Here is a 19,058-nt window from a genome sequence, read left to right on the forward strand (position 1 = left end):
CCGCCCGCGCCGCGCCGTCCCTGTCGACGCGCGGCGCGAGCCTGCGACTACTGGAGGTTCGGCGGCCCCGCGTCCGGAGTGCCCGAGTCCGACGCTCCCGCATCGGAGGTGCCGGCATCGGACGGGATGAAGATCGTCGTCTTGGAGCAGCCCCCGTCGCAGAAGCCGCAGTTGAGCTGCGAGCATCCCGTCGGAACGGCGACGCAACCCGTGGGAGGAGGGCACCCGTTCCCGCCCGTGCAGGTCCCCGTGCAGATGATGGTCCCCTCGCCTCCGGGAATCACGACGGGCGGCACGTTCGATGCCGAGTGCGAGGCGGTGGGAAACTCCACGCGGACGGAGAGGGTGGAGATTCTCTTCCCGTCCTCCTCGTGGTTTCGCGCGGCCCCGAGCGGCGTCAGCACCGCGCCCTCCAACTGCCGGGCGACGTCGGGCGGCGTGTTGTCGACGAAGGCGCACGCCGGTGCATCCGTGGACGCGGCGGCGTCTATTCGAGACGCCGCCTTGGGCTCGTCACCACAGGCCCAGAGTGCCGCCACCGCCAGGACCACCGCCACCACGACACGATGCAAGGGATTGAGAGAGGTCATGGTCCCGAGTCTGGCTGGGACGCCCCGTGCGGGCTGACGTCCTCGGGACGGATGTCCAAGCCCCGACACTCAGCCCCGGCTCGGACTCCAGTCCCGCGCCAATCTTCCCATCCCGCCGTTCCTCCTCCTGCGTGTCCGCACCTCCCCTCGTGAGACATGAAAGGCTCCAAACGAAGGATTCCATGACAGGCGTTCATTCCATGCCTCGCCACGAAACAGGCCGGGCATTGCACCAACCAAGAGGGGCATTGCATGAACGAGCAGCGAAGGTCGTCGCGTGGCTGGCGTCTGGGCTCGGTGTCGGGAGTGATGCTGGGCGCGCTGGCGTGCGGAGGTGTCGCGGAGCCCGAGGTCGCCGCCCCCGAGGCCACGGGAAGCACGGCGCTGGTTGAGCGCGTGCGGGACACGGCGGAGCTGGCCCGGATGAAGGCCTACGCCGAGTCGCTCTATGACGAGAAGGACGTGGTGCATCGCTTCACCAGTCGCGGCGGCGAGGCCATCGACTGCGTGCCGCTGTACGCGCAGCCCGCGCTGCGTCAGCCGGGCATGGAGAACCACCGAATCCAGCTGGCGCCGGGCACCGAGCCCATCGCGCGTCCGGAGCGGCCGGTGGCGCCGGGGGACTCGCTCGCGGCGAAGTGGCGCGCCGAGCCCGCGACGCTGGAGGGCCGCGCGGACGAGCTGGACGCCACGGGCGCGCGCAGGCGCTGCCCGGAAGGCAGCGTGCCCATCGTCAAGCTGACGCTCGACACGCTCAAGCGCTTCGAGTCGCTGGACGACTTCCGCCGCAAGATTCCCAGCCACCTGACGGGCAACGTCTCCGTGGAGACGGGCAAGCGGCGCTCCGAGCAGGCGCCCACGCCGTCCCTGCGCGCGGGCCCCACGGACCTGCACCAGTACGCGCACACGTCCCAGTGGGTGAACAACATGGGCGCGGAGGCCATCTTCAACCTGTGGAGCCCGTACACGGAGCTGAGCAGCGAGTTCAGCCTGTCGCAGATGTGGGTGGTGCGCGGCTCGGGCGCATCGCTGGAGACGGTGGAGGTCGGCTGGCAGCGCTACCGCGACCTCTACGGCGATGACCGCTCGCGCCTCTTCATCTACTTCACGCCGGACAACTACGGCAGCGGGGGTTGCTACAACCTGAGCTGTGGCGCGTTCGTGCAGACGAACACGTCCGTCTTCATCGGCGGAGGCTTCGACAACTACAGCGTCGCCGGCGGCGCCCAGTACGAGTTCAAGTTGATGTGGTTCAAGGACGGCACCACGGGCGCCTGGTGGCTGAAGTTCCAGGACACGTGGGTGGGCTACTACCCGCGCGCGCGCTTCGACGCGGCGGGCCTGGCGGACCGGGCGGACGTCATCGATTTCGGCGGCGAAATCATCGACAACCGCAACCTCAACCTCCACACGTCCACGGACATGGGCAGCGGCGCGTACCCGGGCGCGGGCTGGAGCCACGCCGCGTACACCCGCAACATCCTCTATGTGGACACGGGCAATGTCTATCGTGAGCCCACCTCGCTGAGCGCGTGGCGCAACGACAGCAACTGCTACGACATCAGCCAGTCCAGCAACCCGGGCGGCTGGGGCCGGTACTTCTACTTCGGCGGCCCCGGCTACAACGGCAACTGCACGTAGCCCACGTCGTCAGCGCCGGGTGGGAGGCGGGGACAGCTGCTCCCCGCCCGGGCTGGCTCAGGACGCGCGCTTGGGGGCGCGCAAATCGGTAATCGGCAGCGGGTGGCGGGTGCCCTGGGGCGAGACGAGGGCCGCGGCGAGGACGAAGTCCTGACCCATGCGCAGCTCCAGGGTGGTGGGCCCCTTGTGCGTGGTGCGCCAGTCCAGGTCGATGCGCACGGTGCCGAGCAGCTCTCGGTCCACGGTGGTGGTGTCGAGCGACTCGAACAGGGCGACGGAGATGGGGCCGGGGATGAGGGGCAGCTCCAGCGTCACGGACTTCGTCGCGGGCACGGGGGTGTTGGCGGGGATGACCTCGTGCTGGGCGCCGCCGGGCACCATGATGCCGATGGGCATGGGCACCACGTCCGACAGGCCCGTGATTCCGCGCGCCAGGTTGCGCCCGAGGATGGCCGCGCCCACCGCCACGCCCAGCTCCGGGTTGACCTCCTTGTCGGAGGACAGCCGCTTGAAGTGGGAGAAGCGCTGCCGGATGACGGGCATGCGCGTCTGGCCGCCCACCAGCACCAGCTCGTCGATGTGCTCCGCCTTGAGCCTGGCGCGCTCCAGCACGTCGTCGCACGCGGACGCGGTGCGCTCGATGAGCTGGAACACCATCTCCTCCAACTGCTTGCGCGTCAGCGTGTAGTCGAAGTCGATGAAGCCGCCGTCCTTCTGCGCGATGCAGGGGACGCGGAGCACCGTGGACTCGCGCGTGCTGAGCGCCATCTTCGCGGACTCGGCGGCGAAGACCAGCCGCTGCATCACCACCTGGTTGCCGCGCAGGTCCAACCCGTGCTGGCGCTGGAAGTCCGCCACCAGCAGCTCCACGATGCGCTCGTCGAAGTTGGCGCCGCCCAGGAACGCGTCGCCGCCCGTCGCGAGCACCTTCACCACCCGGTTCTGCACCGCCAGCAGCGTGGCGTCGAACGTGCCGCCGCCCAGGTCGAACACCATCACCGTCTGCTCGGGGTTGCGCAGGTTGGCGTAGTAGAGCGCCGCCGCCGTCGGCTCGTTGATGATGGCGCGCACGTTGAGGCCGCACATCTCGGCGGCCTGCCGCACCGCCTCGCGCTGGCGGATGCTCGCGTGCGCGGGCACCGTGAGCACGCACTCCTTGAAGGGCTCGCCGGCCGCGTGCGTGGCCAGGGTGAGGATCTGCTTGATGACCAGGTGGGTGACGTCCGTCAGCGACGTCTGCTTGCCGTACATCGTCACCGCGGTGTACCCGTCCGGCGCCTCCACCAGCTCGAAGGCGTACTTGTCCTTGTGCTGGGTGACGTACTCGGATTGGTAGCGTCGGCCCAGGAAGCGCTTGGCGCCGAACACGGTGTGCCGCGGGTCGTCGATGATCTGCCGCCGGGCCGCGTGGCCGACGATGGCCTTGTCCGCCGCGTGGAACCACACCACCGAGGGCAGCGTGAAGCTCTTGTCCGTCACCGGCACCAGCCGCAGCTTGCCCGCCTTGTCGAAGAAGGCCGCCGACGTGTTGGTGGTCCCGAAGTCGATTCCGAGGATGGGGGCCGTACTCATGCGCCCCGGAGTCTCCCATGTCTGGCCCGGCGGTTCAGCTCCGAGATTCCAGGGATTCGGAGTCGCGGTTCACCCGCCTACACGTGCTCCATCACCATGACGGCGACGGTGTGGGGGGCGAGGGCCTCGTAGAGGTGGGGCACGTCGCCGGGGAAGGTGGCGTAGTCGCCCGGGGCCAGCTCCACCGGGTGGTCCGAGGGGCCCGCGCGCAGCCGACCCTTGCTGACGATGAGGTGCTCGACGCTGCCGGGGATGTGGGCCTGGGCGTGGCGGGCGGAGCCGGGCTCCAGGGTGATGACGTAGAGGTCCCGTCGTGCGCCGGGCGGGCAGGCGGACAGCATGATGCCGGTGAAGTGGGCCTGCTCGGAGCGGATGGCGGCGCCCTCGCCCGCGCGGATGACGCGCACCTCGCGAGCGGGCGGGTCCACCAGCCGGCTGAAGGGCACCCCCAGCGCCACGGCCAGGGCCCAGAGCGTCTCGATGCTCGGGTTGCCGGCGCCCGACTCCAGCTGCGACAGCGTGGACTTGGAGATGTCCGCGCGGCGCGCGAGCTCCGACAGGGACATGTCCGCGCGCTCACGCTCCCGGCGCAGGGCGACGGCGATGGCGTCCAGCGGACGAGGGGGCTTGGGTGTTCGTTTTACCGGCATGGTCGTTCTTATTGACGAACGGGTGGCTTCTGTCCAGATTGAGATGCATGGCGAACGTGGACCGGGTGTTGGTGCGGGACGTGGGGGCGGTGGCGCTGGCGTCGGGCGTGGTGGGGGTGTCGTTCGGGGCGCTGGCGGTGGCGGCGGGGATGTCGGTGTGGATGGCGCTGTTCATGTCGGTGGTGGTGTTCGCGGGCGGCGCGCAGTTCGTGGTGGTGGGGATGGTGGCGGCGGGGGGCAGTCCGGCGGCGGCGGTGGTCGCGGGGCTGTTGCTCAACGCGCGGCATCTTCCCTTCGGGTTGGCGGTGGCGGACCTGTTGGGGAAGCGGTGGTCCACGCGGCTGCTGGGCGCGCACCTGATGGTGGACGAGTCGGTGGCCTTCGCCCTGTCCCAGCGGGAGCCGGGACGGCGTCGGGCGGCCTACTGGTTGTGCGGTGGCATGTTGTTCGTGGGGTGGAACACGGGCGTGGTGCTGGGCGGCTGGGCGGGGCGCGTGGTGGGCAGCTCCGAGTCGCTGGGGCTCGACGCGGCGTTCCCCGCGTGCATGGTCGCGCTGCTGTTGCCATCGCTGTTGCCGCCCCGGGAGCAGGACGCGGAGGCGGGCGCGAGGGAGCGGGCGGCGAAGGCGCGCCAGGTGGCGCTGGTGGGCGCGCTCATCGCGTTGGTGCTGACGCCGTGGCTGCCCATGGGGCTGCCGGTGATTCTGTCGATTCTCGCCGTGGGAGTGGCGCTGCGATGACCTTGCTGCCGATTCTGGTGCTGGCCCTGGGGACGTATGGCTTTCGCGTGGCGGGGCCGCTGTTGAGCGAGCGGCTGAAGCTGTCGGCGCGGGTGCAGGAGCGGATGGCGCTGGCGACCATCGCGATGCTGGCGGCGCTCGTGGCCACGTCGACGCTGCTGGCACAGGGAGGCCTCGCCGGGTGGGCCCGGCCGACGGGGGTGCTCGTCGGCGCGGTGCTCGCGTGTCTGCGGCTGCCCTTCATCGCGGTGGTGGTGGCCGCGGCGGCGACCGCGGCGGGGCTGCGCCTGCTCGGCGTGCCGTGAGCACGTCGAGCAGGGCCGAGGTCAGCCGTGCTCGAAGCGCGTGAGGTTCAGGGACAGGTGCTCTGGTTGTAGGTCTTGGGGTAGGGCGTCAGGCTGCCCTCGAAGACGGGCGCCGCGCCACAGACACTGTCTGGATGAAGGAGCGCGGCGCCGCGCGCAACGTCGAGGGCGGGATTCCTTCGGGCGCTGCGTGTATTTCTTCACGTCCCGGTCGGCGGATGTCGACGCACCGTGAGGCGTGATAACCGCGACGGATGCGAATGAATCAGCGGTGGCTCGAGGTGACGCTCCTGGCGACGGCGCTGTGTCTGTGTGCCTGCGGCTCCAGTGACTCGAAGGACGATGCGGGCAGCCCGGATGCCGGCGGTGGTGACGCGGGGACGCCGGACGCGGGCACCCCGGACGCGGGGCCCGAGGTGCCCGCCTTCGAGCAGGGGGACGGTGTCTCTCGCGAGTCCGCCGTGGTGGGGGGCGTCGACGTGGACCGCTACACGTGGACGGACTCGAAGGGGCGCCCGAGGACGTTGTCGCTGAAGCGGCAGACCGCCGCGGGCAATGGCGGGTACGCGGTCCAGATGACCTATCAGGTCGCCGCGGGCGCCGACTGGCGCACGGTGACGGTGGATGGCACGGGCGGCGGCGAGCGCGGCTTCGGCTACTTCGTGGGCCATGAGCTGTACCGCCAGTTCGACAACGGCGCGTCCGGCACCATCGCGGGGCTGAACGGCGAGGACGACTCGCCGCTCGGGTATGGCTTCGCGGTGCGGGGTGTCCCCTCGTCCATCCTCCCGGCGAGCACCTCCGCCAGCCACACCTTCACGACGACCTATCCGAAGTGGGGCACCCGGGTGGCCATGGCGGACGTCACCGCGGCGACGCCGGCCGCCACCGCGTCCCACCAGAAGTTCCTGGTGCCGCTCACCCTGCGCTGGGTCTTCCAGAAGGGCGTCGACTTCCCGCGCCTGGACATCCGGCTGGACCTGGGCGAGGCGACGGCGGGGCAGCTCTCGTTCGACATGCGAGGCCCCTACGGTGTCGTCGAGTTCGCGGACGCCGACCCGCAGGCGCCGCTGAGCAACGTGCAGTGGGGCGACACGCGCAACCACTTCACCACGCAGGCACCGGTGGCGGGTGTGCTGACCACCCAGGCGAACTGGACGTGGAACGAGCCCATCGGCGCCACGCGCAAGTACCACGCGCTGCTCGCGCGCCACTCGGGCACGGGCGTGTTGTACGAGCTGGGCCTGGTCGAGCTGAAGCTGGGCCAGGACGCGGGGCTGGTCTACGGCGGCTACAGCACCAACAACGGCGCGACGAAGGCCGCCACGGGGCGGGCGCTGCTGAGCGACGGCTTCTCCGCGGGCGAGTGGCCGTTCCAGTCCGCGCAGTACAGCGGGCTCAACGCGGCCACGGGCGTGACGGGCAAGAAGTTCGCCTGGGGCTCCAGCCCGTTCTACGGCTCGGCGTTCACCTCGGTGTACTTCAACAACGACTTCAGCACGGCCATCGACGCCTTCCCCGCGAGCAAGGCGCTGCTCTACCGGACGTGTCTGGTGATGGGCGTGTCCCCGTTCACCGACGCGAGCCGCAAGTCCTTGACGCGTCAGGTGGCGGAGAGCGCGTCGCCGAGCTGCGCGACGGCCGACCCGCTCTGAGCCGTCACTCCAGGGCCCCTGCCTCGCGCGGGCAGGGGGCCGTCACGCGCGTCTCATGGGGGGACGACACGCCCCAGGACGTCTGGGCACCGAGGCAATCCCTGCCGCGCCATCCCACCAGGAGGGTGCGGCCCTCGTCCGCGTAGAACTGGAGGCGCTCGCTCTGGCCGGACGCCAGGAGTGCTCGTCGCGGGGCGCGGGGGGCCTCGGGGGGCGCTTCCACGAGGAGCCGCTCGAACACCGAGCGATGGACGTTCCATTGCTGCGAGGGGTGCGGCTGACATTCCGGATGGAGGCGGATGCGCGCCCCTCCCACGGGCTCCGGCGCCCCCTCCACGCATTCCCCCGTCGCGGCGCTCTTCAGCTGGATGCCCCGGAACCCCGGAGGCGGAGGGGCGCCGGGTGTCTCGAACGGGGTGATGACCCATTGCTGCTCGAGACTGTCATCACAGCGCGCGGAGACCAGACGTCGCCCGCGAGCACCCAGACAGAAACTTCCATTCCGGATGCGCTCCCGGTGGGCCTGGGTTCCCCGCACCGGCTCGAATTCCCAGTCGAGCCCCGAGGCATGACAAGGCGCGGCGCTGACATTGCCGCCGGGAGTCCCGATGGCTGGCTTCATGCAGTATTGCTGTTGTTGTTGATGCAGGACTGTCAGGGGGCTCACATCCGCGGGGACAGACGCGCAGAGCGCCAAGGTCGCACTCCGGGCGACAACGCGAATCGTCACGCGACCACGGGGGTGATTGCGCACGGCTCCTCCACGAGGGACAGGGATTGCCGACAGGGTGCGTTGGCCCCGTCGGGCGCGTCTATCCCAGAAAAGTGGGGAATTCTTGTCTGGGCTGGATATTGTCAGGGAATGGTGACGCGTTCCCGGATGGAGCGAGAGTTGTTGGGCGCCTTGCGTGAGCTGTCCGAAGCGGAGCTCCCCTTGGGGGAGTTGTTCACGCGGCTGAATGTCTTGCTTCGCGAGCCCCTGGGAGTGGATGCGAGTTGTTGGCATGGCACGGACCCGGCGACGGGGCTGGTGACGTCGACGGTGATGGAGAACCTGGACCCGCGGGGGTTCGAGCGGGCGGCGTATCTGGAGTTGTGGGCGCCGGAGCCCTTGACGTTCGCGGGGCTGCGGGCGTCCGGGCAGCGGGTGGGCTCGTTGCGGAGGGCGGCGGGGGAGAAGCTCGACGAGAGCGCGCGCTACCGCGAGCTCATCGCGCCCTTCGGCTTCGGGGACGAGCTTCGGGTGAACTTCGACTTGCCCTCGGGGTGTTGGGGCGCGGCGACGTTCCTCCGCGCGACGGACCGGGGGCCCTACACGGAGCGGGAGCTGGGGATGATGGAGCGCTTCTCCGCGCACATCGGGCAGATGTTGTGGCGTTCGTACCAGGGCACGGTGCCGAAGGGGGAGGGGCAGCCGCTGCCGGGCATCGCGGTGCTGGGGCCCCGGGGGCAGTTGATGTCGGCGGACCCGAGGGCGGAGGCGGTGCTGGCGGAGCTCGCGGAGACGTCACCGTCGTCGACGGGGGTGCCGTCCGGGGTCATCACCGTGGCCGAGCATGCCCGGGGCCTGGGCGCGGCGGGGCGCAGGGACGTGCCGTCGCGCTCCAGGGTGAGGACGCGCACGGGGCAGTGGCTCACGCTGCATGCGTCCCTGCTGGAGGGGCGTCCGGACGGGCAGGTCGCCATCGTCGTGGCGCCCGCCACGCCCGCGGAGGTGTTGCCCATGGCCCTGATGAGCCTGGGGCTGACGGCCCGTGAGCAGGACGTGGCCATCCTGGTGGCCCAGGGGCACACCACGGACACCATCGCCCGGACGCTGGCCATCACCCCGGCGACGGTGCAGGACCACCTGAAGGCCATCTTCACCAAGGCCAGGGTCCGCAGCCGCCGCGAGTTCATCGCCCAGTTGGTGGGCATGTCCGCGGGGCCCCAAGGCGTCGCGCGAGGGGCTTGAGACAACAGTGTGTTTGAAAATGTTTCAGCATGGTGGCGCTGAAACATTTGTGACGACGCTTGGGGTTACGTCTCGGATTGGCCGCGCCGGAGGCCCAGGGCCTTCATCTTCTTGTAGAAGTGGCCCCGCTCCAGGTCCAGGAGCCGGGCGGCCTCCGTGACGTTGTCGTGGGTATGGGCCAGCACGTAGAGGATGATCTCCCGCTCGGCGTCCTCCACCTGCTCGCGGAAGGTCTTGTCCGCGCGAGGTCGGAAGCCCACCACGGTGGCCGGTGCCGACGTCGGGGGAGGGGGCGCCACCAGCGCGTGCGCGGGCGTGCTCGCCGCGGCCACCACGGCCGAGTCCAGCGTGGGCGCCGGCGCGGCCACCGTCTCCATCGGAGGCGGCACGACGCCGCGTCCCCGGGGCAGCAGCTCCAGCGCGTCCGCGCGCGTGACGACGGGGCCCTCGCACAGGATGGCCAGCCGCTCGACTAGGTTGCGCAGCTCGCGCACGTTGCCGGGGTAGTCGTAGGCGCTCATCACCGCCAGCGCGTCCGGGGACAGCGTCAACGGCCGCCGCCCGTTCTTCGCGCAGGCCTCGCGCAGGAAGGTGCCGATGAGGTCCGGCAGGTCCTCGCGCCGCTCACGCAGGGGCGGCGAGTGAATCTGCACGACGTTGATGCGGTAGTACAAGTCCTCGCGGAAGCGCCCCGCGCCAATCTCCTGCTCCAGGTTCTTGTTCGTCGCGGCGATGACGCGCACGTCCACCTTGAGCGTCTCCGCGCCGCCCACCCGCTCCAGCTCCCCCTCCTGGAGGACCCTGAGCAGCTTGGCCTGCATGGCCGGCGGCATGTCGCCAATCTCGTCGAGGAACAAGGTCCCCTCGTGCGCCAGCTCGAACTTGCCGCGGCGCACGCTCACCGCCCCCGTGAACGCGCCCTTCTCGTGGCCGAACAGCTCGCTCTCGATGAGCTCGTGCGGCACCGCCGCGCAGTTGAGCTTCACGAACGGCGACGCCTTGCGCCGCGAGTTCTGGTGCAGCGCCCGGGCGATGAGCTCCTTGCCCGTGCCGTTCTCACCGGTGATGAGCACCCGCCCCTCGGACGGCGCCGTGCGCTGGATGAGCGAGAAGATGCGCTGCATGGCCGGGCCGCTGCCCACCATGTCGTAGCGCCCCAGCTGCTCGCGCAGCTCGCGCAGCTCCTCCATCGCCGCCTGGTGCTTGAGCACGTTGCGCAGCGCGACCAGCAGCCGCTCCCGCGCGATGGGCTTCTCCAGGAAGTCGCGCGCCCCCAGCTGCGTCGCCTTCACCGCCGTGTCGATGGTGCCGTGCCCCGACATCATGATGACGGGCAGCTCGGGCCGCAGCTCCGTGAGCCGGGCGAGCGCCGTCAGCCCATCCATGTCCGGCATCTTCACGTCCATCAACACCGCGTCCACCGGCCGCGCGCTCACCACGTCGAGCGCCACCTGCCCGCTGGCCGCCAGATGTGTCTGATATCCCGCAAGCTGCAACGACTGGCTCAGGGTCAGCAGGATGTTCTTCTCGTCATCGACGATGAGCACGGATGCGGGCATGCGGGGCGCTCCCGGCCCGGGGACCACGTCACGCGGCCGCTCCCGGGCAACAGCGACAATCTCACGGAAAATATTTGGACATTCAAGGGTTTCGGGGCGCGGAGGGGTGTCTCGAAAGGGACAAAAGCTTTGACTCACCCCGGCGACTGAGACTACACGCGACCCGACTACCCGTCCCCTGCGGGTGCTTCTTTCGTTTCAATGATTTCGGGAGGAATGATGCGTCGGATTTCTCTGTGGGCGGGTCTCGGCCTCGCCATGGCCGTGCTGACCGGCTGCCCCCCCAGCTACCCCAACTGCAAGGACGACTCGACCTGCTCCGAGAAGGGCGAGGTCTGTGTCCAGGGCACGTGCCAGGAGTGCGCGACCGACGCCAACTGCAAGGAGGGCTTCTCCTGCCAGGGCAACAAGTGCGCGCCCAAGCCGCCCGAGTGCACCGTCGACAACCAGTGCGGTGACGGCCGCATCTGCGAGGCCGGCAAGTGCGCCGAGGCCCAGTGCAAGGACGACTCCTCGTGCCCGTCCGGTGGCAAGTGCCAGGGCGGCCGCTGCCAGGTCCCCACGGACACGTGCGCGTCCAACTCCGACTGCGGTGACGGCCAGGAGTGCAGCGCCGGCCGCTGCGTGACGGCCTCCGCGGACAAGTGCGACTGGAGCCCCATCCGCTTCGGCTTCAACGAGTCCTCGCTGGACTCCGAGGCCCAGCAGCGCCTGTCGGACCTGGCCAACTGCCTGAAGACGGGCCAGGCGGGCAAGCTGACCCTGGCGGGCCACGCCGACGAGCGCGGCACGGAGGAGTACAACCTCCAGCTCTCCAACCGCCGCGCGGCGGCCGTCAAGCGCTACCTGACGGACCTGGGCATCAAGTCCAACACCGTCACGACGGTGGGCTACGGTGAGACGCGCCCGGTGAACAACGCCTCCTCCGAAGAGGCGTGGAGCGAGAACCGCCGGGTCGAGTTCCAGCGCTAGTGGAGGCTGAGGTAGGCTTGGCGCCACATGGCCGTCCACGAGCCGGAAGCGCGTCAGTCCTATCTCGTCTTCGCCTGCGGTAGCAGCTGGTACGCGGTACCCGCGGACAGCGCGGCGGAGGTCGTCACCTTCCCCGAGCTCACGCGGGTACCGGGGGCTCCAGCCCACCTGCTGGGTGTGTTCGCCCACCGGGGAGAGGTCATCCCGGTGGTGGACATGGGCCTGCTGGTGGGCGGCGCCAGCCAGTCCTCGCGGCGGGCCGTCCTCGTGCGCCTGCCGCGCGGCACCCTCGCCCTGACGGCGACCACGGTGGCCGGCGTCTCCCCGGTGACGGGAGCGCTCGAGCCCCTGGGCTCCGCGGGCGTCCAGGTCCACCTGAGAGGCCCCGCCAAGAGCGGCCCCCGGGATGTGGCCGTCATCGACCCCGAAGGGCTCTTCGACCACCTCAGCCAGGGCGCCTGAGTCATGGCCCCGGCAGGCCCCGTGCGGGGCATGTTGTTGTGTCACGCGGGCCCGCATCGGCTCGCGTTCCTGGCCCATGAGGTGCTCTCCATCACCTCGCCGGGGGAGGAGGACGCGGCCTCGGCCCGGCTGGCCTTCCAGGCGTCCGCGGGCGCCCAGCGCGTGCTGGTGGCGACGTCGGGCGGGGCGGTGGGCGTGGACGCGCTCGAAATCGAGGCGGAGGCGCACCCGGTGCTGACCGCGCCGCCGGTGGCGGTGAGCGCGTCGGGTGGTTGTCTGCGCGGCTTCGTGCTGGCGCGCGGGGTGCTCTGGCCCTTGTTGGGGCTGGCGGACTTCGAGCGGTTCCTCCGGCGGCGGATGGGGGGCGCGGCGTGACGGGGCCTTCGGACGTGCGGGGGCTGGCGCTCTGGGTGGCGAGGCCGGTGATGCCGGCGAGCACGGTGGGCATCTGCCTGGCGCTCTTGCACGGGTTGCTGACGGATGCGCTGCCCCGGGAGGCGTGGCTGCGCTTCCTGGGGCTGGTGGTGGTGGTGACGGCGCTGTCCTTGTGGCTGGTGCGGCTCAACGCGCGGCGCTCGCTGCGGGTGCTGCACGCGGTGGGGGAGGGGGCGCTGCCCGCCTCCGCCGAGCACCTGCGCCAGGCGCTGCTGGAGGCCCGGGCCTTCCCCGACAGGGTCTTCTCCTTCGCGCTGCGCAGTTGGTTGTTGGGCGCGCTGGTGGTGGCGTTCATCTTCATCCCCTGGACGGACGCGTCGCTGGGGCTCGCGCCGCGAATCGTCCTGGTGGGCGCGTGTCTGGGCTCGCTGACGGCGCTGCTCATCTACCTGCTGGTGATTCGGCGCTGTCGTCGGGCGGTGGAGCTGGTGGCGGCCCGGGGGCTGTCCCCGCTGGACGTGGTGGCGGCGGCGCCCCCCCGGCGGCTGCACATGCGCCGGCACATGGTGCTCTTCACCGCCATCGCGGTGCTCACCCCCTCGCTCTTCATCCTCGACGCCACCGTCACCGGCACCTCGCGGGCCATGGACGAGGTGGTGCGCGCGAAGTCGCCCCAGGAGCGGGACATGGCGGTGCGGCGGGTGGACGACGAGCGGGGGTTGGCCGTCGCGGGGCTGGTGGCGGTGCTGGTGCTGTTGACGGCGCACCTGGGCGGCACCGTCATCGCGGGGCCCCTGCGCGCCATCACCGAGGAGGCCACCCGCATCGCCCAGGGAGACCTGCGGCCTCCGCGCGTCATCCCCGCGGAGGACGAGGTGTGGGCCACCTCGGCGGCCTTCGCGCAGATGCAGGCGCAGCTCGGCCAGGCACTCACCCAGCTGCGCCGCGCGGGCCTTCAGATATCCACCACCACCGAGCAGCTGGTGGCGACGTCCGGTGAGCAGGAGGCGGGCGCCGACGAGCAGGCCAGCTCGCTCAACGTGACGAGCGCGACGACGGAGGAGCTGGCGCGCTCGGCGCAGCAGATCGCCGGCAACGCGGAGTCGGTGTCCACCATCGCCGAGTCGACGTTCTCCGCCGCGCAGACGGGCCAGCGCGGCGCGGCGGCGTTCCTGGGCGCCATGCAGCGCATGAAGCAGGACAACCAGGCCATCGCGGACGCGGTGGTGCGGCTCAACAAGCGCGTGCAGCAGATTGGCAAGGTGGTGGAGTTCATCAACGAGATCGCCGACAAGTCGGACCTGCTGGCGCTCAACGCGGAGCTGGAGGGGACGAAGGCGGGCGAGGTGGGGCGGGGCTTCTCGCTGGTGGCCGCGGAGATGCGCAGGCTCGCGGAGAACGTCATCCGCTCCACGAAGGAGATTGAGGGCCTCATCGAGGAGATCCGCGACGCGACGAACGCGGCGGTGATGGCGACGGAAGCGGGGCTGAAGGCCATGGACGCGGGCACGGTGCTGGCGGCCGAGGTGGACGAGAGCCTGAGCCTCATCCTGGAACTGGCGCGGCAGACGTCCCACGCGGTGCGCAGCATCTCGCTGGCCACGCAGCAGCAGCAGACGGGCACCGACCAGCTCGCCGCGGCGATGGGGGACATCCTGCGCGTCACCGAGCAGAACTCGGCGGCCACCAAGCAGATGGCGGTGGCCAACGCGGACCTGTCCACGCTGGCGAGGGATTTGAAGCGCGTGGTGGAGCGCTTCCACGTGGTGGCCGGGGAGGACGCATGAGCCCGCGTGCGAGCTCCAGGCGGACGTCCTTCACCCGTCATCTGATGCTGCCCGTGCCGCTGACCAACCTGGTCGGCGTGGTGTTCGGGCTGCACTACGCGTGGCTCACGCTCTCCGACGCGCCGGGGATGGCGGGCCGGATGGAGCTGTTCGTCCGGTGGGCGTGCGGGATGGGGGCGGTGGCCATCATCCTGGGCGCGTGGGTGTCGCTCGCGCGGCTGCGCACGGTGCGGGCGCTGGAGCTCGGGCGGGTGGCTCCGACGCCGGAGGTCTTGAAGGCCGCGGTGACGGAGGTGACGCGCTGGCCGGACGAGGCGTTCCTGCGCTCGCTGGGGCTGTGGCTGTTCACCACGCCCCTGTTGGGCTTCGCGGTGTGGTGGACGGCGGGCGTGGACGCGGACGCGGCGCGGCGCATCGCCGGGTTGGGGCTCTTGTTCGGTCCGCTGACGGCGCTGCTGGTGCACTGCCTGGTCATCCTGCGCTCGCGCAAGGTGGTGCTGTGGCTGGCGGAGCTGGGCATGACGCACGGCCAGCTCATCGCGGCGATGCCGAGGCGGGCGGAGATTCGCGCGCGGCTGGTGGCGTTCGCCTTCATCTCCGTGGTGACGCCGGCGGTGTTGTCCGTGCAGCTCTCCTCTGCGCTGGGAGAGCGTGCGCTGCGGCAGCTCATGGCGCATGCTGCGCCGAGCGCGGAGCTGGCCTCGCGGCTTCGCGTGGAGGCGCTCGTGTCGGGCGGGCCGCTGGTGCTGCTCGTCTTCGCGCTGGCGCTGACCACCGCGTACCTGGGCGGCACGCTGCTGGGGCGGCCCCTGCGGGAGCTGTCGAGCGAGGCGCGGCGCATCGCCGAGGGAGACCTGGCCAGCCCTCGCGTGGTGCCGACGGAGGATGAAATCTGGGACGTGTCCGCGGCCTTCACCACCATGCGGACGCACCTGGCGGACGTGATGTCCCAGCTCCAGCGCGCCGGGGCGCAGATTTCGGCGACGACGGAGGAGATCCTCACCACCTCCGGACGCTACGAGGTGGGTGCGACGGAGCAGGCCAGCTCCCTGGACCAGACGAGCGCGACGACGGAGGAGCTGGCGCGCTCGGCGCGGCAGATCGCCGAGAACGCGGGCTCGGTGGCGCAGATTGCCCAGCGCACGCTGGGCGCGGCGCAGCAGGGCCAGCGCAGCGCGGAGTCCTTCCTGGGCTCGATGGAGCGCATGAAGCAGGACAACGTCGCCATCGCCTCCTCGGTGGTGCGGCTGAACAAGCGCGTGCAGCAGATCGGCAAGATTGTCGAGTTCATCAACGGCGTGGCGGACAAGTCCGACCTGCTGGCGCTGAACGCGGAGCTGGAGGGGACGAAGGCGGCGGAGGTGGGGCGGGGCTTCTCGCTGGTGGCCGCGGAGATGCGAAGGCTCGCGGAGAACGTGCTCGAGTCCACGAAGGAGATTGAAGGGCTCATCGAGGAGGTGCGCGAGGCCTCGGCCGCGGCGGTGTCCGCGACGGAGGGCGGCGTGCGCGCGGTGGAGTCCGGGACCACGCTGGCGCAGCAGGTGTCGGAGTCGCTGCGGCAGATCACGAAGCTGGCGGGGAAGACGTCGGACGCGGTGCGGAGCATCTCGCTGGCCACGCAGCAGCAGCAGACGGGCACCGACCAGCTCGCGGAGACGATGGCGGACATCCTGCGCATCACCCAGCAGAGCCTCAACGCCACCAAGCAGGTGAGCACCGCGAACACGGACCTGCTCGTGCTGGCGAGGGACCTGAGTGAGGTGGTGGAGCGCTTCCAGATTGGACAGGAGACGCTGCGAGGGGAGGAGGGCGGGTGAACCCGAGCGAGCGCCTGCTCAGGCAGTTCCGGGACCTGGTGACGGTGCGCCTGGAGCGCATCAACCGGGCACTCATGGAGCTGGAAGCAGGGGCGAGCCCGGATGCGGGACGGGGTGCGCTGCGCGAGCTGCACGGGCTCAAGGGCGAGGCCCGGATGATGGGCTTCGACGACATCAACGTGCTGGTGCACGAGATGGAGGAGCTCGTCCGCTGCGTGGAGCCCCGGCGCTATGCCTTGTCCGCGGACTCCGCGGATGCGCTCCTGAGCGCCGCTGACGCGGTGCTGTTGCTCTCGGGGGCGCAGCCGGGCGCGGCGTCCTCGCCCGAGGTGGTGCGGCTGGTGGGCTGGCTCCAGGCCTGTACCCGCGCGGAGACCCGGGACGGTCCGACGGGAGAGGGCGCGGGGGAGTCCTCGAGCGCGAGGGTCGATGGGGCCGAGTCGTTGGCGCGGACCGTCGCCGCCGCGTCGGGGGGCGGGGCGCCGCGTGGTGCGACTGGCGACGTCGGTGGTGAGGCCTCGGGTCCCCACTCCTCGTCTCGAAGTGACGATGACTCACGGAGCTGGGGGCACGCGGCCGACTCTTCCTCGCGAAGCGATGGGAGGGGGAGGAGTGGGGCAACTGCTGCCGACGCCGCGTCCCGAAATGACGGGAGCGGGAAGGAAGTGGCCGCTGCGGCCGATGCCGCAACCCGAAGTGACGGGCGAGAAAGAAGCGGGAGCTACGCTTCTGATGCCGCATCCCGAAGCGAAGGCGATGCGAGGAGCCATGCTCCTGCCGCCGATGCCGCGTCCCGAAGGGATGCCGATGCGCGGAGCCTAGCCCCGGCTTTCACCGTCGCGCCTCGCGGCGAGGCGCATGCTCTCGATGGGACCTCGCACGGCGAGGCGCGCGTTTCCGACGTCCCGTCCCGAAGCGGAGGCGCCGTCCCCGATGCGCCCCTCTGGCTGGAGGGCGGTGTCGCCGAAGGGCCTGCTCGCAGCGGGGTGCGCACGGCTCCCGGTGGCAATCCGCTCTGGCGGGTCTCAGGGACGGGGATGACCCGCGTGTCCACGGTGGCACCCTCCGAGCCTCCACTGCGCGGTGGCGCCCCACCTCCCACGGGAGGCATCTCGACCGTCGCGCAGAATCGCGGTTGGCCCTCCGCGCCACGTCCCGAGACGAGCCCCGCCCGCCCCTCAACAGGAGCGACTGGCGCGAGTCCCTCGCCCACGCCTGCCCCGGGCCCTCGCGTGGCCGCGCCAGGGCAGGGGACCTCGACGTCGCCCCGTCTGCCCGAGACGCGCATGGACGCGGTCCGCATCGACGTGGCCAGCCTGGACCTGTTGACCAGCGCGGTGACGAACCTGGCCCAGGTCGCCCGTCGCCGCGAGCGCGCCAACGCCCGCCGCCTGGCCCTGGCCCGGGAGCTGGGAAAGCTGGCCCGCGAGGCCGAGGACCTGGGCCCCGCCGCCGCCGCGCTGGTGGCCCGGCTGGGCACCGCCAAGGAGCTGGCCGCGGACCTCCATCGCGAGTCCAAGCTGCTCTCCAACGAAGAGCTCCGCGACCTGGGAATGGTCGTCGAGGAGGTCCAGGGCCTGCGCATGCTCCCCCTGTCCGTCCTCTTCGAGCCCTATCCGCGCATGGTGCGAGACCTGTCGCGCACGCTGGGCAAGGAGGTGGAGCTCGTCGTCGACGGCGAGGACACCCGCGCGGACCGGGCGGTGGTGGAGGCCTTGCGCGAGCCGCTGATGCACCTGGTGCGCAACGCCCTGGACCACGGCCTGGAGACGCGCGTGGACCGCGTCACCTCCGGCAAGCATCCCCGGGGCTGTCTCACCCTGCGCGCCGCGCGCGAGGGCAGCCGCATCATCCTGCGCGTCGAGGACGACGGCATGGGGCTGGACCCCGTGGAGCTGCGCCGCGTGGCCGTGCGCCGGGGTGTCCTGGACGAGAGCGCCGCCAACGCGCTGTCCGACGCCGCCACCCGCGAGCTCATCTTCCTGCCGGGCTTCACCTCCCGGGAGGTCGTCACGGACCTGTCGGGTCGGGGCGTGGGCCTGGACGCCGTGCGCGCCTCCATCCAGGGCCTGGGGGGCGACGTGGGCGTCGAGTCCGCGCCCGGCTGGGGCACCATCTTCGAGCTGCGCGTCCCCGTGTCCCTCACCGTCGCGCCGCTGCTCTTCGTCCAGGTGGGCACGGAGACGCTCGCCTTGAGCGCCACCCACGTCTCGCGCGCCCTCAAGGTGGAGCCCCTGCACCTGTGCGAGGTGGCGGGCCGGCCCGCGCTGCTTGTGGAGGGCCGCGTGCTGCCGCTGGCGTCCCTGGGCTCGCTGCTCGGCCTGTCCCCGGAGCGCGAGGTCCGGGAGGGGGAGCTCGTCCTGGTGGTCCGCAGCCAGAGCGGCGCCGCCGCCGTCGTCGTGGACCGCGTGCTCGAGGAGCGCGTCCAGGCCATCCTCCCCCTGCGCGGCGTGCTGGCCCGCTTCGGCCACCTCACGGGCGCGACCTCCCTGGCGGACGGCCGGCTCGCCATGGTGCTGTCGGCGGCCTACCTCACCGCCAGCGCCCACGGGACGTCCCCGCTGAAGCTGCCCCGCTCGTCGGCCCCGGAGACGGAGTCACGGCGCCGGCGCATCCTCGTCGTGGACGACTCCCCCCTCACCCGGGAGCTCATCTCCAACCTCCTGGAGGCGGTGGGATATGACACCGTCATGGCCGCCGACGGGGCGGACGCGCTGGACGTCCTGGAGGGCACCCCGGTGGACCTGGTGGTGACCGACCTGGAGATGCCGGGCATGGACGGCCTGGCGCTGACCCGCCGGCTGAAGGAACTTTCCGCCCGGCCCAGGCTGCCCGTCGTCATCCTCACCACCCGTGGTGGAGAGGAGGACCGGCGGCGTGGGCTGGCGGCGGGGGCGGACGCCTACGTCACCAAGGGGGACCTGGTGCGCCAGGACCTGGTGGATGTGGTGGGGCGACTGTTGTCCTGAGGGCCCCCGC

16 protein-coding genes and 1 pseudogene are annotated in these 19,058 nt (G+C 71.2%); 12 read left to right on the forward strand and 5 right to left on the reverse strand.

Going from position 1 to position 19,058, the window contains the following annotated elements:
- Nucleotides 1-47: 47 nt before the first annotated feature.
- Nucleotides 48-404 (reverse strand): hypothetical protein, encoded by a 357-nt coding sequence (locus VZQ01_RS32535; RefSeq protein WP_408889711.1) that lies wholly within the window; start codon nt 402-404, stop codon nt 48-50.
- 438 nt (nt 405-842) lie between these two features.
- On the opposite strand from VZQ01_RS32535, the gene VZQ01_RS32540 reads away from it, so the two are divergent.
- Nucleotides 843-2,231, forward strand: coding sequence for a neprosin family prolyl endopeptidase (locus VZQ01_RS32540; RefSeq protein WP_223745487.1), 1,389 nt, complete (start codon nt 843-845; stop codon nt 2,229-2,231).
- 57 nt (nt 2,232-2,288) lie between these two features.
- On the opposite strand, the gene VZQ01_RS32545 is transcribed toward VZQ01_RS32540, so the two are convergent.
- Nucleotides 2,289-3,803 carry an Hsp70 family protein gene (locus tag VZQ01_RS32545; RefSeq protein ID WP_223745488.1) on the reverse strand — a complete coding sequence of 505 codons (1,515 nt, stop codon included), beginning with the start codon at nt 3,801-3,803 and terminating at the stop codon, nt 2,289-2,291.
- Between the two features lie 77 nt (nt 3,804-3,880).
- Nucleotides 3,881-4,453, reverse strand: a complete 573-nt coding sequence (locus VZQ01_RS32550; protein WP_223782011.1) for a helix-turn-helix domain-containing protein — start codon at nt 4,451-4,453, stop codon at nt 3,881-3,883.
- 47 nt (nt 4,454-4,500) lie between these two features.
- Between VZQ01_RS32550 and VZQ01_RS32555 the strand changes: the two genes are divergently transcribed.
- From VZQ01_RS32555 to VZQ01_RS32565, 3 genes are all read left to right on the forward strand, one after another.
- Entirely contained in the window at nt 4,501-5,193 is a 693-nt protein-coding gene (locus VZQ01_RS32555) for an AzlC family ABC transporter permease (RefSeq protein ID WP_223745490.1), read from the forward strand.
- Nucleotides 5,190-5,498, forward strand: a complete 309-nt coding sequence (locus tag VZQ01_RS32560) for an AzlD domain-containing protein (RefSeq protein WP_141330903.1) — start codon at nt 5,190-5,192, stop codon at nt 5,496-5,498. The genes VZQ01_RS32555 and VZQ01_RS32560 overlap by 4 nt, the downstream gene beginning before the upstream one ends.
- Nucleotides 5,499-5,758: 260 nt before the next feature.
- The gene (locus tag VZQ01_RS32565) at nt 5,759-7,153 is read left to right on the forward strand and encodes a hypothetical protein (protein WP_426745591.1); all 1,395 of its coding nucleotides are present in this window, start codon (nt 5,759-5,761) and stop codon (nt 7,151-7,153) included.
- 4 nt (nt 7,154-7,157) lie between these two features.
- On the opposite strand, the gene VZQ01_RS43485 is transcribed toward VZQ01_RS32565, so the two are convergent.
- A complete protein-coding gene (locus tag VZQ01_RS43485) occupies nt 7,158-7,775 on the reverse strand; it encodes a DUF6289 family protein (RefSeq protein ID WP_267700127.1) in 618 nt (205 codons plus the stop codon).
- A gap of 240 nt (nt 7,776-8,015) precedes the next feature.
- On the opposite strand from VZQ01_RS43485, the gene VZQ01_RS32570 reads away from it, so the two are divergent.
- Complete coding sequence (locus VZQ01_RS32570; RefSeq protein WP_223745494.1) at nt 8,016-9,107, forward strand: response regulator transcription factor; 1,092 nt, start codon at nt 8,016-8,018, stop codon at nt 9,105-9,107.
- A 65-nt stretch (nt 9,108-9,172) separates the two neighbouring features.
- Here VZQ01_RS32570 and VZQ01_RS32575 read toward each other — a convergent pair whose 3' ends face one another.
- Complete coding sequence (locus tag VZQ01_RS32575; RefSeq protein ID WP_408889713.1) at nt 9,173-10,666, reverse strand: sigma-54-dependent transcriptional regulator; 1,494 nt, start codon at nt 10,664-10,666, stop codon at nt 9,173-9,175.
- 219 nt (nt 10,667-10,885) lie between these two features.
- On the opposite strand from VZQ01_RS32575, the gene VZQ01_RS32580 reads away from it, so the two are divergent.
- From VZQ01_RS32580 to VZQ01_RS32610, 7 genes and pseudogenes are all read left to right on the forward strand, one after another.
- Nucleotides 10,886-11,638, forward strand: coding sequence for an OmpA family protein (locus VZQ01_RS32580; RefSeq protein ID WP_141332153.1), 753 nt, complete (start codon nt 10,886-10,888; stop codon nt 11,636-11,638).
- 27 nt (nt 11,639-11,665) lie between these two features.
- On the forward strand, nt 11,666-12,100 hold the full coding sequence (locus tag VZQ01_RS32585) for a chemotaxis protein CheW (protein WP_046715198.1): 435 nt from the start codon (nt 11,666-11,668) through the stop codon (nt 12,098-12,100).
- Between the two features lie 3 nt (nt 12,101-12,103).
- A complete protein-coding gene (locus tag VZQ01_RS32590) occupies nt 12,104-12,475 on the forward strand; it encodes a protein CrdC (protein ID WP_223745496.1) in 372 nt (123 codons plus the stop codon).
- Nucleotides 12,472-14,262, forward strand: a complete 1,791-nt coding sequence (locus tag VZQ01_RS32595) for a methyl-accepting chemotaxis protein (RefSeq protein WP_223745497.1) — start codon at nt 12,472-12,474, stop codon at nt 14,260-14,262. The genes VZQ01_RS32590 and VZQ01_RS32595 overlap by 4 nt, the downstream gene beginning before the upstream one ends.
- Nucleotides 14,259-16,079: a methyl-accepting chemotaxis protein gene (locus tag VZQ01_RS32600; RefSeq protein WP_267700129.1), complete on the forward strand. Its 1,821-nt coding sequence runs from the start codon at nt 14,259-14,261 to the stop codon at nt 16,077-16,079. Before VZQ01_RS32595 ends, VZQ01_RS32600 begins: the two co-directional genes overlap by 4 nt.
- A gap of 44 nt (nt 16,080-16,123) precedes the next feature.
- Nucleotides 16,124-16,294: pseudogene (locus VZQ01_RS32605) on the forward strand (Hpt domain-containing protein); the annotation flags it as partial.
- Between the two features lie 1,071 nt (nt 16,295-17,365).
- Nucleotides 17,366-19,048: a hybrid sensor histidine kinase/response regulator gene (locus VZQ01_RS32610; protein ID WP_223745858.1), complete on the forward strand. Its 1,683-nt coding sequence runs from the start codon at nt 17,366-17,368 to the stop codon at nt 19,046-19,048.
- The last annotated feature ends 10 nt before the right edge of the window (nt 19,049-19,058 follow it).

It is taken from the genome of Myxococcus faecalis, from assembly GCF_050039385.1.
Taxonomy (GTDB): domain Bacteria; phylum Myxococcota; class Myxococcia; order Myxococcales; family Myxococcaceae; genus Myxococcus; species Myxococcus fulvus.

Excerpts from the sequence above, each read along its gene's own strand:
- VZQ01_RS32540 (WP_223745487.1), top strand. The coding sequence starts at position 843 with ATGAACGAGCAGCGAAGGTCGTCGCGTGGCTGGCGTCTGGGCTCGGTG.
- VZQ01_RS32560 (WP_141330903.1), top strand. The coding sequence starts at position 5,190 with ATGACCTTGCTGCCGATTCTGGTGCTGGCCCTGGGGACGTATGGCTTT.
- VZQ01_RS32610 (WP_223745858.1), top strand. The coding sequence starts at position 17,366 with ATGGACGCGGTCCGCATCGACGTGGCCAGCCTGGACCTGTTGACCAGC.
- VZQ01_RS32550 (WP_223782011.1), bottom strand. The coding sequence starts at position 4,453 with ATGCCGGTAAAACGAACACCCAAGCCCCCTCGTCCGCTGGACGCCATC.
- VZQ01_RS32570 (WP_223745494.1), top strand. The coding sequence starts at position 8,016 with ATGGTGACGCGTTCCCGGATGGAGCGAGAGTTGTTGGGCGCCTTGCGT.
- VZQ01_RS43485 (WP_267700127.1), bottom strand. The coding sequence starts at position 7,775 with ATGAAGCCAGCCATCGGGACTCCCGGCGGCAATGTCAGCGCCGCGCCT.
- VZQ01_RS32565 (WP_426745591.1), top strand. The coding sequence starts at position 5,759 with ATGAATCAGCGGTGGCTCGAGGTGACGCTCCTGGCGACGGCGCTGTGT.
- VZQ01_RS32580 (WP_141332153.1), top strand. The coding sequence starts at position 10,886 with ATGCGTCGGATTTCTCTGTGGGCGGGTCTCGGCCTCGCCATGGCCGTG.
- VZQ01_RS32590 (WP_223745496.1), top strand. The coding sequence starts at position 12,104 with ATGGCCCCGGCAGGCCCCGTGCGGGGCATGTTGTTGTGTCACGCGGGC.
- VZQ01_RS32600 (WP_267700129.1), top strand. The coding sequence starts at position 14,259 with ATGAGCCCGCGTGCGAGCTCCAGGCGGACGTCCTTCACCCGTCATCTG.
- VZQ01_RS32575 (WP_408889713.1), bottom strand. The coding sequence starts at position 10,666 with ATGCCCGCATCCGTGCTCATCGTCGATGACGAGAAGAACATCCTGCTG.
- VZQ01_RS32545 (WP_223745488.1), bottom strand. The coding sequence starts at position 3,803 with ATGAGTACGGCCCCCATCCTCGGAATCGACTTCGGGACCACCAACACG.
- VZQ01_RS32585 (WP_046715198.1), top strand. The coding sequence starts at position 11,666 with ATGGCCGTCCACGAGCCGGAAGCGCGTCAGTCCTATCTCGTCTTCGCC.
- VZQ01_RS32555 (WP_223745490.1), top strand. The coding sequence starts at position 4,501 with ATGGCGAACGTGGACCGGGTGTTGGTGCGGGACGTGGGGGCGGTGGCG.